20 protein-coding genes and 1 pseudogene are annotated in these 15,601 nt (G+C 24.4%); 14 read left to right on the top strand and 7 right to left on the bottom strand.

Annotated features, from left to right (window positions below; all coding sequences use genetic code 4):
• The first annotated feature begins 16 nt into the window (after window positions 1-16).
• The 3 genes and pseudogenes from AACK91_RS09790 to AACK91_RS11640 form a co-directional block, all read left to right on the top strand.
• Window positions 17-1,753, top strand: a complete 1,737-nt coding sequence (locus AACK91_RS09790) for a hypothetical protein (RefSeq protein WP_338966311.1) — start codon at window positions 17-19, stop codon at window positions 1,751-1,753.
• Between the two features lie 393 nt (window positions 1,754-2,146).
• Window positions 2,147-3,484 carry a hypothetical protein gene (locus AACK91_RS09785; RefSeq protein WP_338966307.1) on the top strand — a complete coding sequence of 446 codons (1,338 nt, stop codon included), beginning with the start codon at window positions 2,147-2,149 and terminating at the stop codon, window positions 3,482-3,484.
• 22 nt (window positions 3,485-3,506) lie between these two features.
• A pseudogene (locus AACK91_RS11640) lies at window positions 3,507-3,569 on the top strand (lipoprotein); the annotation flags it as partial.
• A gap of 90 nt (window positions 3,570-3,659) precedes the next feature.
• Here AACK91_RS11640 and AACK91_RS09780 read toward each other — a convergent pair.
• Window positions 3,660-4,721 carry a hypothetical protein gene (locus AACK91_RS09780; RefSeq protein ID WP_338966305.1) on the bottom strand — a complete coding sequence of 354 codons (1,062 nt, stop codon included), beginning with the start codon at window positions 4,719-4,721 and terminating at the stop codon, window positions 3,660-3,662.
• A 378-nt stretch (window positions 4,722-5,099) separates the two neighbouring features.
• On the opposite strand from AACK91_RS09780, the gene AACK91_RS09775 reads away from it, so the two are divergent.
• The 9 genes from AACK91_RS09775 (at window position 5,100) to AACK91_RS09735 (ending at window position 8,790) form a co-directional block, all read left to right on the top strand.
• Window positions 5,100-5,339, top strand: a complete 240-nt coding sequence (locus AACK91_RS09775) for a hypothetical protein (RefSeq protein WP_338966303.1) — start codon at window positions 5,100-5,102, stop codon at window positions 5,337-5,339.
• A gap of 506 nt (window positions 5,340-5,845) precedes the next feature.
• Complete coding sequence (locus AACK91_RS09770) at window positions 5,846-6,067, top strand: hypothetical protein (RefSeq protein ID WP_338966301.1); 222 nt, start codon at window positions 5,846-5,848, stop codon at window positions 6,065-6,067.
• A gap of 1 nt (window position 6,068) precedes the next feature.
• Window positions 6,069-6,215 carry a hypothetical protein gene (locus AACK91_RS09765; protein ID WP_338966300.1) on the top strand — a complete coding sequence of 49 codons (147 nt, stop codon included), beginning with the start codon at window positions 6,069-6,071 and terminating at the stop codon, window positions 6,213-6,215.
• Window positions 6,208-6,630, top strand: a complete 423-nt coding sequence (locus AACK91_RS09760) for a single-stranded DNA-binding protein (protein ID WP_338966298.1) — start codon at window positions 6,208-6,210, stop codon at window positions 6,628-6,630. The genes AACK91_RS09765 and AACK91_RS09760 overlap by 8 nt, the downstream gene beginning before the upstream one ends.
• Entirely contained in the window at window positions 6,608-7,267 is a 660-nt protein-coding gene (locus AACK91_RS09755) for a hypothetical protein (protein ID WP_338966296.1), read from the top strand. Before AACK91_RS09760 ends, AACK91_RS09755 begins: the two co-directional genes overlap by 23 nt.
• Window positions 7,251-7,925 carry an ERF family protein gene (locus AACK91_RS09750; RefSeq protein WP_338966293.1) on the top strand — a complete coding sequence of 225 codons (675 nt, stop codon included), beginning with the start codon at window positions 7,251-7,253 and terminating at the stop codon, window positions 7,923-7,925. The genes AACK91_RS09755 and AACK91_RS09750 overlap by 17 nt, the downstream gene beginning before the upstream one ends.
• Complete coding sequence (locus AACK91_RS09745) at window positions 7,925-8,419, top strand: hypothetical protein (protein ID WP_338966290.1); 495 nt, start codon at window positions 7,925-7,927, stop codon at window positions 8,417-8,419. The genes AACK91_RS09750 and AACK91_RS09745 overlap by 1 nt, the downstream gene beginning before the upstream one ends.
• Window positions 8,420-8,423: 4 nt before the next feature.
• Window positions 8,424-8,612, top strand: a complete 189-nt coding sequence (locus AACK91_RS09740) for a hypothetical protein (protein ID WP_338966287.1) — start codon at window positions 8,424-8,426, stop codon at window positions 8,610-8,612.
• Window positions 8,605-8,790, top strand: a complete 186-nt coding sequence (locus tag AACK91_RS09735) for a hypothetical protein (protein WP_338966284.1) — start codon at window positions 8,605-8,607, stop codon at window positions 8,788-8,790. Before AACK91_RS09740 ends, AACK91_RS09735 begins: the two co-directional genes overlap by 8 nt.
• Window positions 8,791-8,808: 18 nt before the next feature.
• Here AACK91_RS09735 and AACK91_RS09730 read toward each other — a convergent pair whose 3' ends face one another.
• From AACK91_RS09730 to AACK91_RS09705, 6 genes are all read right to left on the bottom strand, one after another.
• Complete coding sequence (locus AACK91_RS09730) at window positions 8,809-9,147, bottom strand: hypothetical protein (RefSeq protein ID WP_338966281.1); 339 nt, start codon at window positions 9,145-9,147, stop codon at window positions 8,809-8,811.
• A gap of 73 nt (window positions 9,148-9,220) precedes the next feature.
• Window positions 9,221-9,847 (bottom strand): hypothetical protein, encoded by a 627-nt coding sequence (locus AACK91_RS09725; protein WP_338966279.1) that lies wholly within the window; start codon window positions 9,845-9,847, stop codon window positions 9,221-9,223.
• A gap of 16 nt (window positions 9,848-9,863) precedes the next feature.
• Window positions 9,864-11,042, bottom strand: a complete 1,179-nt coding sequence (locus AACK91_RS09720) for a hypothetical protein (protein WP_338966276.1) — start codon at window positions 11,040-11,042, stop codon at window positions 9,864-9,866.
• Complete coding sequence (locus AACK91_RS09715) at window positions 11,032-11,970, bottom strand: hypothetical protein (protein ID WP_338966273.1); 939 nt, start codon at window positions 11,968-11,970, stop codon at window positions 11,032-11,034. Before AACK91_RS09715 ends, AACK91_RS09720 begins: the two co-directional genes overlap by 11 nt.
• 6 nt (window positions 11,971-11,976) lie before the next feature.
• Window positions 11,977-13,347: a hypothetical protein gene (locus AACK91_RS09710; protein ID WP_338966270.1), complete on the bottom strand. Its 1,371-nt coding sequence runs from the start codon at window positions 13,345-13,347 to the stop codon at window positions 11,977-11,979.
• Between the two features lie 17 nt (window positions 13,348-13,364).
• Window positions 13,365-13,826, bottom strand: coding sequence for a hypothetical protein (locus tag AACK91_RS09705; protein WP_338966267.1), 462 nt, complete (start codon window positions 13,824-13,826; stop codon window positions 13,365-13,367).
• A 310-nt stretch (window positions 13,827-14,136) separates the two neighbouring features.
• On the opposite strand from AACK91_RS09705, the gene AACK91_RS09700 reads away from it, so the two are divergent.
• On the top strand, window positions 14,137-15,051 hold the full coding sequence (locus AACK91_RS09700) for a hypothetical protein (protein ID WP_338963611.1): 915 nt from the start codon (window positions 14,137-14,139) through the stop codon (window positions 15,049-15,051).
• 16 nt (window positions 15,052-15,067) lie between these two features.
• Window positions 15,068-15,592, top strand: coding sequence for a lipoprotein (locus tag AACK91_RS09695; protein ID WP_338966265.1), 525 nt, complete (start codon window positions 15,068-15,070; stop codon window positions 15,590-15,592).
• Window positions 15,593-15,601 lie beyond the last annotated feature (9 nt).

The raw sequence follows: 15,601 nt of genomic DNA, 5'->3' as shown, positions 1-15,601 counted from the left end.
AGGAGGCTAATTAAAAATGCAAGATTTTACCAAAATTAATAACAAAAAACGAATTACTAGTTATGAACATTTAAATAAAAAATATGATTTGAATTTTAGTGACTATAATTTTGGTTTTGATTGAGAAGTATTTAAAGACTTTGTTGGTGATAGTTATGCCCGATATTTTACTTCGCCAACTTTTTTTAAGTTTGTTTCAGCAGGGCGTGGTACTAATAAAACATGAAATCATTTAGCCGAAAAATTATTTTTTGCTTGTAACTTTACGGATGCTTCATCTAATATTTTACGAAGATATGCCAACACCCACGAAGATACTACATTTGGCGATACAATTAATGTCTGTAATTATCTATATGATAAATATGGGATTGATATAGGACCCGACAATGAAAATGGTATTGTTTGACCTAAAAATGTTAAAGAAGGTGGAGAGATTGTTTTTCCTAGTGGTGTTCGTATTGCTTTTGCGGGTTATGCTAATGGTAATAAAATTATGGGGAAAGTTGGTAAAGGAAGCGGTATTATATCAGCCTGAACAGATGAAATGATACATGCTGAAGAAAAAGAAATCTTAACTGATAAAGAACTAGATAAAAGATATAATAATTTAAGAGTTTCAATGTTTCGTTCAAAAAGTTTAAAAGTATCTTATGAAAAATATACTGATGATGATGTTAATGAACAATATAATTTAGATAATCCTATTCCAGTAAAAGAATTATCTTGGACATTTCAAGAATGAGACAACATAGCAAAACAATACATAACAGTAACAACATATTTTCATAAAACATATTCTAATCAATTTACTTTTAACCCTTTTGATAAATACCATGTCTTTTATGAAAAATTTGTAACGCCATTTTTACCTTTAAATGAAAGAATTAAAAACATTTTAAAAGAACACAATCAAATATATTCAGAAAATAAACAAGTATTTAAAGGTTTGGGTGTTTTTAATTTGCGTTTAACTATGGGTGCTGTTTGAAATAAAATACCTGATATTACCAAAAAACTTGTTTTAGCAAATAAAGAAGAACGACCCGATTTATTTAAACTTGAATATTACGGTTTTGAATATAACGATAATGACCCCAGCATTTATGTTTTACGAAATTATCGTAAATATATTAAAGAGTATAATCTACAAGATTTTTATAATACCAATACAAAACAATATCAATTTGATAGTTATTCAATTGGTGTCGATTATGCTAATGGTAGTGAAGACCATACAGTATTTTTATTTAGTGGCTATAAAATTAATGAAAATAATGAATATGATAAATATTTAATTGAAGAAAATGTTGTTACACCAAAAAATGCGATGAATTTAAATGAAATAGTTGAACATTATGGACAATGAATAATCAATACTTTTGATAAATTTGATGGTTTTGAATATGCAACATTTCATTATGATATTAATGCCCATGACTTTATGCAAAAATTACAAGAAGATATTTATCCTTATTTGGGTTATAAAATTAAAATGTTTAAAGCTAAAAAACATCAAACTTCATTGAATAAAGAAGCAGGTATAATTAATCGTGTAACATGAATAAGAAAAATGTTTGTTCAAGGCAAAATATATGGCATATTAGATAACTTTCCATTTTTAGATAAATGCATTAGTGAACTAAGATTTAGTGACACCAAAACAAACACACCCGATAGTAAAATGTACCATGACCCATATGACGCTTTGTTTTATTGTTCTTATCCATATCGTTTTAAAATGGGATTATAACTAATCTTGTTTTTGGGCGAGCGGTTGATTTTCTTAAATTTTTGTGATAAAATGACTTACAAGTTAAAAAAGATTTTGAGGTTCTTTCAAACAAATTTGGGAATCTTTATAAAATTCTTCGCTTAACGCTTAGAATTTTTCCCAAGTATTTTGAAAAGCGCGGCAAAAGTTTTTTTAAACTTTAAGGCATTTTTCACAAACTTATGAAAATCACCGCGAGCCCAGATTAGTACTAAAAACTAAAATATAATCACAATAATAATCATTATAAATAATCTCCTTTCTAAAATAGATTTAAAAATGCTTGACTTGCATATATATATATATATATATATATAATGTCAATAGATCTTGATAAAAAGTTTCAAGATAAAAGAAAGGAAATTATACAAAATGAAAAAATTACTTAGTTTATTAAGTGTATTAACAATTAGTGGAACTGCTGTACCAACAACAATTGCCGCTAGTCCTTATCAAAAAGAAGAAATATTAAATAGAGTTAAAAGAAGTTTAAATAATATTAATATTTCCAATGTTCCAGCTATTAGACAAACGCAACCATATTGATGTGGTCCAACTATTGGCGAAGCAATATTAAGATATTTAGGATTAAGGTCAGTTCATAGTCAATATTATACTCACCCTGATTTTCCAAATTTAGATCAAACACATGAACAATTTCAAGGTAGCTTATCTAGTTGAATGAATACTGACTTTTTTGGAGGAACATCACCTCAAAATTGAACAAATGGAATAAATCAACTTATTAATATATATAATTTAAATAATGGTAGATTATATTCAACAACAGGAATAGGATATTTTGATTATCATACTAGTAATGCGTTTTATAATATTGTTTCTTATAGTTTAGAAAATAATACTCCTGTTGCCTTTGCTTATCATGGCTCTAATAATATTAATGAATCTGATCACAGTCATTTTATTTTAATTACTGGTGTACGAAATGGACCTACTAATCCTATTTATACATATATGAATCCAGGAACAGGACAATATAGTGAATTTAATTCTAGTAATTTAGTAACATACTTAACTCCGGGATTTAGAACAATAAACCCTGATAATCAAACTACTCCGAGAGGATATTTAATATCTTATACAGGAGGAAATCAAAGTTGAAATTATGAACAAATGGATGTGGGGGCTGTAAAAAAAGATTTGCGTAATGTAATTAAAAATGCAGATTTAGGTTCATTAAATAATAATCAAGATAGTACTATTCTTAATGCTGTTAAAAGACTTAATGTAAGCTTAGATACAAGTGATATTAGTGTTAGTAGAATTACAGATACGTCAGCTGATATAAATGGTTTTACTAGCTATAGCGATAGTTATAATTCAAATAAATATAAAGATTATAAAAGGGTTTATTTTACAGTTAGACAACCAATAAGTAACGTTATTACAAATACACAATTAGGAAGTTTAGATGACAATAATTTACAAACTATTTTAAGTAGTGTTAAAAGACTTAATGTAAGCTTAGATACAAGTGATATTAGTGTTAGTAGAATTACAGATACGTCAGCTGATATAAATGGTTTTACTAGCTATAGCGATAGTTATAATTCAAATAAATATAAAGATTATAAAAGGGTTTATTTTACAGTAGAAGAACCATGTAGTTTTAAAAAATATGTTGCTAATCATATTACTTGAAAAAATTTAATTCCAGGATATGGATTTTATAATATGTTTAAATGTTAATAAATTTATAAATTAAATAAAAATGAAAAAAATATTATGCATTTTAAGTTCAATCACTTTAATAGAAACAAGTACAACAAGTTTAGTTGCTTGTAACACATCACAATATACTTATACTGAAAAAGAATTAGCAGATTTAAAAGAAAAAAATAATATAAATACAAAAGATGGTGTTTTAGAATGAATAGCAGCGCAAGAAAAACCATTTATTATTGTTGATAATAAATGGTCTATCATTTGCATAAACTTCCATTCAGTAATTAATTGGTTCTGGAGGAACAGGACCACTACTATTAAAATTAAAATATAATGAATTTAATCCAACTTTACAATTTTCAAATACTCAATATCCTGTTTCTTGTTCTCTTGGATTAGAAACTAATTCAAAATAATAGGGAGCAAATAACTTAACATCATCATTATAACCTTTATTAATACTGTATTTGCTATATGTATAATTTGATAACATATAGATAATTTGTTTAAATCTTTTGACAATATCATCATTAATAAGAATTGGATTATCTAATTTTCAGTTTTCAAATAAACCATCAATGACATCTTCGGGTTTTTGTCCTTCGAATTTTTGGCGTAATTCAGCAGATTTATTGCTAGGATTACCTTTTTCGTCATATTTTGCCCCTTGAAATTTTCTATCATAATTATAACGATATGTTAAATAATTTAATAAAACTTTTTCTAAACCATTTTTATTTACTAAATCTAAAATATCTTTTCCTTGATATTTTTTGGCAATACTTCAGGGTAAAAAACTTCCTGTAAATCAATATTGAAATACTCTTAAATTAGGTTCTGTTTCTATTGGCATTGATAGTAAAGGAACTAAACTAGCATTTTCAACGATTGATGCTGGATAAGAATAAACACCATTTATATTGCCTCAACACTTAATATTGCCAAATAACATAGATTTTGGATATTTAATTTCAATCCCAGTAAATATTGTATCTTCGGGTAATGATTTTTGTAATACTAAATGAATACTATTTTGATTTTTTCATTTAAAGTCAGTTATTTTAACTAAATGCGTAGATTTAATAATATTAACACCATCAGGTGAATAAGGGCGTTTATATTCTTCAATGATATAACATTCATTTTTGTTGTCTTCACTAATTGGTTCATTAATAGATACTATTTTTAAGTCGTATGATTCTAAAAATACTTTGTCTTGTTTTGAAATATCATTAATTAAAATATCTTTTTCATCAATCATTACATAACTTGTACTATTATCTTGTACTGTGGTGTTTTGTTGAATTTGTAATTTAAAGGTCGCATAAATAAAATAAGGGTTTTGGAAAAAAACTCGGAAATTGAATAAGAATAATAAACCATTTACTAAAATGGTTTTTTTATTTGTAAAACCAAAATTATTAATTGATTCAGAGAAAGGACAGTATCTTAAATATTTACAAAAAAACTATAACAACTTTTTGATACCCTCTTTAAGTTGTTTACACATTTATTAAATATCTTAGAAATCTTTACAAAAGTGTACCTGTTTTTCTTCTAATTTAAGGTGTTGTCCTTTCTCTGTTTCAGTTAATTAATTTGCTAATAAAAAAACTTAATAAAAAGGAAGGAGTAAGTAATGAAAATTAATAAGCAACAACAAATTTGCGATATTGATAACTGCTATAAAGCAATATCATTCATTACCGAAGAATTTGTATCAAATAAAGTTTTATGAACTTGTGAAAAACATAGAAATTTATTGAATAAAGTAAAAGATAAAACACAAAAACAGTTTTATCAAAAACTAGAAAATTCAAAAATTATCTTTGATTATGAAACTGGTTCTTTTAAACTTTGATTTTATAAAACAACTTAATGCAGTGTGGGACGGTTATTTTAAATAACTAAGTGTTTTTATTCCACAGGAGGCGGTCTAGCCCAGCGGTAATCAGTCCGGAAATAATAGACGCTTTAACAAGCGATAGTCGTGATAAGTGCGAGGTCAACATCAAACGACAATAAATATTGAGATGGCCACTTTATAAATAAATTTGCGATAGATATTACTTCTTAGAAGTGACAGCGATTTAAAAACCACAAAGTCAGCATTAGGCTCTTCAAGGTGCAAGTGAATTTATTTTAAAAACTGAACGCTTTGACCTGAAATGGTGCGGATGAAGAGAGAGAATTCTCTGGCATTATCTTATAAAAACAACTGTCGATTATTAAACATTAAACAATAAAACATACCGCCACCGCTCACCCGCAGTGAAGCGGATGGCGTAGTAAATAAATAGATAAATACTTAATTATATAACTAACTCTCGCTTTGGCACTTTCACTTGGGAGTGAGTGCCAGCGAGTTAAAAATAGGAGGTAAATATGACAATCAAAAATCTAATATCAATATATATGTACAATGATTTTTGTATTAATATATTTGATAATAAAACAGGGCAAAAAGAAAATATTAATGATGATATTAATTTAATTAAAAATGAAGAAGCACATTTATTAAATCAAGAAATAAGTTATTTTGATATTAAAGAACAAAAAGGAAGAAAATTAATAGAAATATTAATAGCAAAGAATGAGGTAAATTAATATGTGAAAAGATGAAAATGGTTATGTTTATACCGAAGAAGACTTATTTAATTTAGCATTAGAAGAATGTTATTCAGAAGAAAGTGCTTATGAGTATATTGATAATTTAATTGAAGAAATGGAATTAGAGGAATATAATAATGAATAAATTTATTGGAATTGGTAGAACAACAAAGAATATAGAAATTAAAAAAACACAAAGTGGAAAAGAATATGCCATATTTCAATTAGCAGTAACTCGCCCATATTCAACACAAAAAGAAACTGATTTTATACCTTGTCAAGTTTGAAATAAGCAAGCAATAGTTTTACAAAAATATTGCCAAAAAGGTAGTCAAATTGCAATTAATGGTATTTTACAATCTTTTAAAGATAAAAATAATAAAATACAATGAATAGTTCAAGTATCTAATTATGAATTTTTACATACAAATAATGATTTTAAAAAAGATATATTATTATCAGAAAAACCACAAGAAATAATTGCAGATGAACAAATAAATTATAGTTCAGAAGATATTAAAGAATTATTTGGTGATAATGATGCAATCAAATGAGATTAAACCACTATATATTTATAATGAAGATTTACATAAATATAGTATTTTAATACCAAGTGTAAGTCAAATTGTTAATATTTTAGTGCCAAAAGATTTTTCACAAATTGATGAGAATATTTTAAAATTAGCACAAACTCGTGGAATATGTTTACATAATATGATTGATTGTTGAATAAAAAATAATTTTGATGATGAATTAATTGAATTTATTGATTGTGATATAAAATCTCATCGTGAATTATTTAAAAATTTTACAAAATTATATCAAGAAACTTTTAAAAATATTAAATTTAAACATTATGAAACTGAAAAAACATATTATCATCCTTTATTATGTGGTACAACTGATTTTATTGGCATAACAATAGATAATGAATATATAATATGTGATTGAAAAATTACTAGTTCTAATGAAAAAACAGATATTAAACGCTATATTTGACAATTAAAACTTTATTATTTATTAGAAAAAGATTTTTGTATAGATAGTAAAAAAATATTAATAATAATTATTAATCCAAAATTAAAAATAGTAATTAAAGAAAAAGTTAATATTACTAAACAAGATTTAGAACAAATTAAAGAAGCCATTTTAATATGACAAGAAAGAGAGGAATGAGAAAATGCAACAAGAAACTAAAAAAACATTAATAGCAAGTATTGGTGAAATTCAATCTAATATAAATATTTTTGTTGGTAAAAATGCAAGGAATGATTTTAATAAATATAATTATTTTACTGAAAGTGATTTATATCAAACTTTAAAACCACAATTAAAAGAGCATCATATAACTTATACAATTCAAGCAGTTGGTGAACCAACATTTATTAATAATGATAAAATGGTAAATTATTATTCAAAAGGTTTATTAACACTTTATAAAAATGATGAAAAATTAGAATTAGAAATTATTTTATCAGCACAAAATTCAGATATTGCAAAAGCAGTTGGTAGTGCTTTAACATATGGTGCTCGTTATTGATTGTGTAAGACATTTGGTATAGCAACTGATGAATTAGACCCTGATAGTACTGAAATAAGTAAAGAAAATAGTAATCAAGTTATTAAAGAAACTAATAAGCAACAAATTAATAATTTAAATTCAAATTGAATGAGGGAAGAGCATTTTAATAATATTAAAAATTTTATTACAAATACAAAAATAGAACAAGATATTATTTCAAAAGGTAAAAATTGAATAAAAGAAGAATTAAATGTTGAAAAATTATCACCAGTTATAATTAGAAAACAAAGCGAAGATTTTTATTATCAATTTAAAGAAAGATTTTTAAGATAATGATAAAAATAGGTATTGACCCATCAGGAACAGGTACTACTGCTATTGTTGTTTATGAAGATAGTATTTTATTACATGAGAAAGAATTTATAAATAACGATTGAAAAGACCACTATAAATTTATTGACAATAATTTATCGTTTTACAATTCATTTCGTTTGGATAATAAACAACAATTAGAAGATTTTATTTTTAATATTGAAAATTGCTTATATACAAATGCAAATGGTTCAAAAGATAGAGATGATTTATTAAGATTATTAGGAGCAATTGATAAAGACCGTGATGAAATTATTAATTGTATATCACCTAAATATACTAAATCAGTTGTTAAAAATATGGAAAATTTAAGTAAATATAATGATAGTTCTGTATGAAAATATGAAAAAGATACTAATTTAACTTATGAATATGGTAAAGGTTGAAAATATAATAATGAAAAAATAAGTAATCATATCCGAGATGCCATTATTATTGCTAATTATGAGAGTTAATATTATGAAACATTCATATAATCAAAAAACTGGAAAATATTATTCTTGCAAAATTAGGAATGTTAATATTTACTTAAATAAAAACGAAGAAAAAGTTTGAAATGAATTAAATTTTAGTACTTATTCTCAAAAAATAGAATATCTTATTAACTTTTATATAACACATGATAAAGGAGATAAAGATAATGAATAAATATATTTTATGTTATAGTTCAGAACAAGGTAATCGCCCTTGTAAAACTCCCCTTGGCGAATATATAACTGGTACTGATGTTGAAGATGTAAATATTAATTCAACCTGAGACTGAGAATATTTAATTAAAACATATGGTGAAAAGAATTTAATTATCTTAAAAACAAATAAAAAATAACCAATTAAGGTTATTTTTTTAAATACTATTTGTTAGTTGTCTAATAGCATCTTTTTGTTGTTGTTTTTTATCGTTTACTTTAACTTGTTTTTTTACATTTTTAATTTGACCTGTTTTTAATGCTAATTCTGTTGCATAATCAGGTCCTCGTAAATGTTTTTCGTGAGCAATAACAGCAGTTCTTAATTCTCTAATTTCTGCTTTATATTTTTTAATTTTTTTAGCAGATAATCCAAGAATACCAAGACTACCCATTCCACCAGCACCCGCTAATACAAGTAAAGCAATTACTATTTCATTACTAATTTCCATTTCTTTATTTCCTTTCTTATCCTTACTCAAACAGTGGCCATCCATTCTTTCAGAACAAAATAATTTATAAATTAAACTATATAACCACCCAAAAATATCAACCGCCCCTATATATAGTTTATTTTAAATTTAATTCTTTGTTATTTTCTTCTTGTTTTTTAGTATATTCATCTTGCATATTTTTAAATATTTCTTCTGTTATACCATCTAAATTATTTCATTGTTTTGCTATTCGTGGTTGAATAACACGAGAATTAATCCGACAATCTAAACAATGTCTTAAATGGTCTTTTTTTCATTTTGATTTATCAATTCAAATAATAATTAAAGAAATTATTAAAGTAATTAAAGGTAAAATTGTAAATACTAATCCCATTTTAGATATTTTTAATCGTGGAATATCAATTTTCATATCTACTTTGGGTTTACTACTAGCAACAAATATACCCTGAATTCCGTGTGTAAATAAAGGTGTTAATAAAATAGCAATTCCATTACCTCAATATTGACCATAATTATATCAATTAATATTATCTTTTATTGCATTGATCATGCCATATTCTAATCAACAATTTAATGCTAAAAATATCAATGTATAAAAACTAACTACTCAACTACGAATTTTATATTTTCTTTCTCATTCTCTAATATCTTTATGGGTTCAATTATAAGTCGGAATAGGGTCTTTTTTAAATCAATTTCAAGGTAGGGCACCCTTTAATCAAGTTGTTTTATTTTGTTTCATTAATTAAAAATCCTTTCTAAATTAATTTTCTTTTAATTGTTAAATCTTTAATAGAAATATTATTTGTATCATTTGAAATTGAGCCATCTTGCTTAATTGTTATTCTTTTATAAGAATTATCTGCTAAAAATGAAAATATTGATTTTTGTGATATTGTTTCAAAATAATATGTTACAAATTTATTAGCAGATGCATAATCTGTTATTGAAATTGATATTTTATAGTAATATTTTGTTAAATTATAATCTGGAATTTTAAATGTTAATTTTTCGTTTGCTTCTGGATAATTAATTAATTCTCAACTATCACCACTAATAGAAATATTACCACTCCCTAATAATGAATTACCATTAATAGTTTTAATGTTTGTTCCACTTATTAATTTATCTTGTTTAGCATCTGATACCATTAATTGTTGTTGTTCATTTTTAATAATAGTTTTATTGTCAATTGGTGTTTCTACACTTGAACCTTGTTTTGCTTTTCAAACATTATTTTCATAATAAATAGTATCATTATCAAACGGAACTATTAATTTAATATACTCGTTATAATCAATTTTAGAAAAGTCATTAATAGTTGGATAAGTAATATTTATTGAATTATCTGTTTGTAATCGTTCTTTTAATCAAAATAATAATGTTGGATAAAAAGTTTTTTTACTAATATGTTTATATTCTTCTTCTCATGGATGAGCATAATTATCTAAACTATAATTATAAGGTCTAGATACTGTTTTACTAGATATAATATCAATTATTTCACCTGCTAATTTTAAAGCATTTTTAACATCACGAGTAATATTTTCATTTGCCTCAGGGTCATTAGTTTGTGAATAAGCAACTCCACCTTGTGAAAATGAAGCACTACCAGTTAAATCATTAACTCCTTTAGGTAAATATCAATTAATAACTGCTAATAAACAAGCAGATTGAATATAACTTAATCATTTATCATATTCAATTAAAACAGTATTATCTTTTTTTACTCATGGAAATAAATCTTTTTTATTTATTTTATCTGAAATTGTCCCACCTGATAATCTATCCATTCATAAACTAGTTTTTAAAATAGCATTATAAATTAAATTATCATTATAAGCAGATTGTTTTCTATCATTAATAGGTTGTCAAAGTTTACTTTCTTTAACATCTTCAACTGTTATAAATAATAAATTACTTAAATTATTTTCCATATAATACACCTCTTAATTGATTACGATATTTATTTTTTAAATTAGATGGTTTATAACTATTAACTCTTGTTTTTGTTTTCTTAATTGTTTTAATAGTTTGATTAGTTTTGTAAAACATATTTTTAACTGGTGTTTTATATAAATTCTTAATATTTTTAACATCACTTCGGCGTTCACGATACCATTTTTTATTATTAATTCCACCAGCAAAATTAAAATTAAAATGCCCAATCTTTAAATTATTAATAAACTTTTTAATTTGTTGTAATTTTTGAACTGTTGGTAATGTTAATTTAGTAGTTCCTTTGGGATATTTTTCTTTTAATGCTTGTGGTAATCGTTTTTTAATATAATTTCTTAAATGACTAGGTAATCATTTTCTTAATCAATAACGCCAAAATAAAGTCCCCGCATTAGATACAGCATTACTTAATAATTTTCAAATTTCAACTGGAACACTAGGATAAACATAAGGTCCATAAAATTTTGGATGTTTTGCTGTTTTTGTATATATTAAAATAGTTAAATTACCTGTTAAAGTTAATTTATTTGTAATATTAAACATACCACTATCAAGTCAACTACTATTTAATGGTTGTCAATTAGTATTTAAATAATTTTCATTTTTAAATTGTTCTCTATTTTTAATATTATTATCCTTTTCTAATTGACTTAATATTTGTTGTATTTCTTTTTTATGACCTTTTTTAATTAAATCTAAATAAGTAAATGGATTTAATCACTGATAAATATCTTCAACTTTACTTGTAATTTTATTATATTTATCAGTAATATAATTAATTGGCTTTAATATTTTATTTTGAACTTTATTAACTCTATTAATTAAATTTACAAATTTACTTATTAAAGGTTTATTTTCTAAATTAGATACTAATAAAGTTAAAACTCGTAATATTAGTAAATTCATTGTTTATTAAGAATTTTTAATTACAACATCAATTGTATTTGTTTGACCAGTAGCGTTGTTTTTACCTTCAATTTGAACTTCAACAGTTTTATCTTTTGTAATATTTATTGGTCAATCTTCACCTTTACTTTCAATAAAATAATCAAAATCATTTTCAGTTAAAGAACTATCTATTGCTTTTACTGCTTTTAAAACAACATTTTTAAATTGTGGTTTTAACTGTTCTTGTGTTGCTTGTGTTGGGTCTGCAACATGAATAGTTGGTTTATCTATTTTAATAATTCCACTGATATTAATTTTACTGGGAGTTGATGATGAGAATACATAATCAACTGGCACTCTAAAAGTTTTATTTAGATTACTTTTAGCAGTATTAATTTCTTCTTGTGTAGGTGCTTTTTCTAAAATAATTTTGCATGTTTTAGGATATAAAATTGTTGGTGTTGCATATTGAACTTTACCAATTCATTTAGGGTTAGCAGTATCATTATCTAAAACTTGTTGAATAGTATCCATATTAATTGGATATGCTCATACTTGTTTATTAATAAGTAAACCATTTACATTAGTAAAATTATAACCTTTATCACGGTTAACTTGTCCTTTTGTATATGTTTTTTCTAAATGAAAACTTTTAGATACTGGAATACCCATTGCGGTATTTTCATATAATTCACCATTAACCATTGCTTTTAATTGGGCTTGTGACCCAATTACTTTTAAATAAGCAGGTGTTAAACCTAAATAGGCTCTTCGACCTAAAACCATAAACATTTTATCAGTTGGCAATCCAAAATATAAATTACTAATTTGATTTGTTAATTCAATCAAAGTTTCATTTAATGTAAAGAATGCTTTATTTGCATCATCAGCATTTTCAGCTGTATAACTACGAAATGGAATTACTTCATATTGACCATCTGCTAAACAATAATCATAAATAGCCTGAATTAATTCACATTCTAAATTAACAAATTTATTTTGTACAACACTAGAAATAGCATCAGCAATAACACCATTTTTAATATTTTGTTCTATTAATGCTAAGTCAAAAGCCTCATTCATTAATTTTAAATTAAATCTCTTATCAATCGGAACTGGAATTCTTGTTAATCCCATTGTTTGAGTTGCCCCACCATTTGGTAATGAATAATCATCTTGTCATACCACACGATGAGTTAAATTATATAGTGCTTGTCCTGCATTAGGTAATCAAGCAACTTGTTCTGCGGTTGCAGTAGCATACTGCATAATACTTGCATATTCATTATATAAAGGTCCACGCAATAAAGCATTAACCATATCAACATAGGCTTTTTGACCTGTTGTGTTACCTTGTAATGTAAAAGGTACTTGTGGCAAGTTAATTGTTGCCATAATATTTCACTCCCTTATTATCTAAGGTTTTTAAGTGTATAATCAGTTAATTTTTTAATTTCATCAGGAGTATATGCTCCTTTTTCTTTAATAGTTTCAATTTCATCATTCTTATTTTCAGTTGATTTTTCAATCATATCTTTAATAAAATTAGTTGGTGAAATTGATTGTTGTTCTTCAACAAACAAATCAGGTTTTAATTCTTTTAAAGTTTGCATTTTTTCAGTTAAAGAATTACCACTAACTTTATCTAAATTAGTTTTAATATCTTCAATTTTAGTAGATGGAATATCTTTAAATGCTTTTAATTCATCTAATTCATTAGATAATTTAATAAAATCTTCTTTTGATATAACATCTTCGCGTTTTTGCACACTTTCTCTAATTTGCTTTGCTTCATTATTAAACTGATTTAAGATATTTTCTGCAATCTCTTCACTTAAACCTTGTTCGATTAATTGTTCTTTTGTAAGTGCCATTTTATAAACCTCTCTTTTTTTATTCTTGTCCGATTAACAAGTCAGCATAAACTCTTTTTTATGGAAAAAGATTAAACCTATAATTTAATTATATACTAATATTTTACTAATACAATACTTTTTATATATTATAACTAAACTTAATATATTTGATTACTAATTTAGTCATTAAAACGCGTAATAAGCATTATTTTTAAGAATAAAATTATTACATAATTCATAATTTTGCTTGTATACATATATATATATATATATAATGCAGTTAGATCTTGATAAAAAGTTTCAAGATAAGAAAAGGAGAAATACAAGTATGAAAAAATTACTTAGTTTATTAAGTGTATTAACTATTAGCGGAACTGCTGTCCCAACAACAATTGCCGCTAGTAATTATAATCAAAGATATCAAGCAGTAATTAAAACTAATGGTGCTGATTTGCCAACAGAACAACAAATTAAAGATAAATTAAAAGAACTAAATCCTAGCATAGATATAAATAAAATTAATATTACAAATATTAAAGAGTCAAGCGCAACATTAAATTCGAGTGATAAAACTTTTAATTATGGTGAACCACTACAAGTTTTATATTCAATTGATAAATCTGTTTTATCAGATAATTTAAATTCAGAAACTGATAACGGTGTTAATGTTTTCTATTCTATAGAAAAAAATGGTAAATATAAATCAATAATTGAAAAAATATATGGAATTAAAGAAAAATATATTAGATTTTTAGGCATTGATAGTAAAGACAATAAATATTTTGTAAATAATGAAAATGTTTACTTTGTAAAAAATAATACTAATAATGCTATATTAATTAATTGACTAAATTTTAGTCAATCAGCAATTATTGAATTTAGTAGTACTGATATTTTTGTTAGGTTTGGTTGAAAAGATTTAAATAACATTATTAACGTTCATAGAATAAAAATTATAGATTTAGAAAATAACAATTTAAATAAAATAAATGAATTATCTAAAATTATTTCAAATCCTATTTTAGGAACAGTTAAAATTAATAATGAAAAAGGATTACTAACCGAACAACAAATTAAAGATTTTTTAAAAGATAAAAATCCTCAATTAGATATAACTAAGATAGGAATTAAAAATATTATTGATGATTTATACAATAATAATGAAAAAAGGATTACAGTATTTTCAAGTGACTCAACAATTTATACTGGCGAAGCAACTGTTTTTTTAGATGTTGAAAAATAGTTAAGATTTAAAATAAATGAAAAAAATATTAAGTCTTTTAGGAACAATCACTTTAATAGGAACCAGTACAACCAGTTTAGTTGCTTGTAATACACCACAACATGAATATACACCCGAAGAATTAGCACAATTAAAAAAAGAAAACAAAATTAAAACAAATAACCAAGAAATTAAAGACAATTTAGAATGAACAGCACCACAAGAAAAACCATTTAATACTGTTGATAATAAATGATATTATGTAGTATGGCGTGGTGATAAAAATAATAATTGAAGAATTGCTAAATTTCAAAATACAGAAAAACAAAGATATAATAAGTTTGATGACCAAGATAAATACTATATTTTTATTGGACAACATAAAACAGAAACTAATTTTGATATTATAATTAGTGAACAACAATCTTCGTATAAAACTATAAAACCCTGGCAAATAGATAATGGAGTTTACTTTAAATCAGTATACCGTTGAAATTTAAATAGTAATATACCTGATTTAATTATTGATGATAAAGGTAATGTAAAAGTTAAAGGTGAATAAAAAAAAGAG

Origin of the sequence: Spiroplasma endosymbiont of Sarcophaga carnaria (assembly GCF_964019595.1) — a bacterium.
Classification (GTDB): domain Bacteria; phylum Bacillota_I; class Bacilli_A; order Mycoplasmatales; family Mycoplasmataceae; genus Spiroplasma; species Spiroplasma poulsonii.
This window is presented reverse-complemented; position numbering and strand designations above follow the sequence as displayed.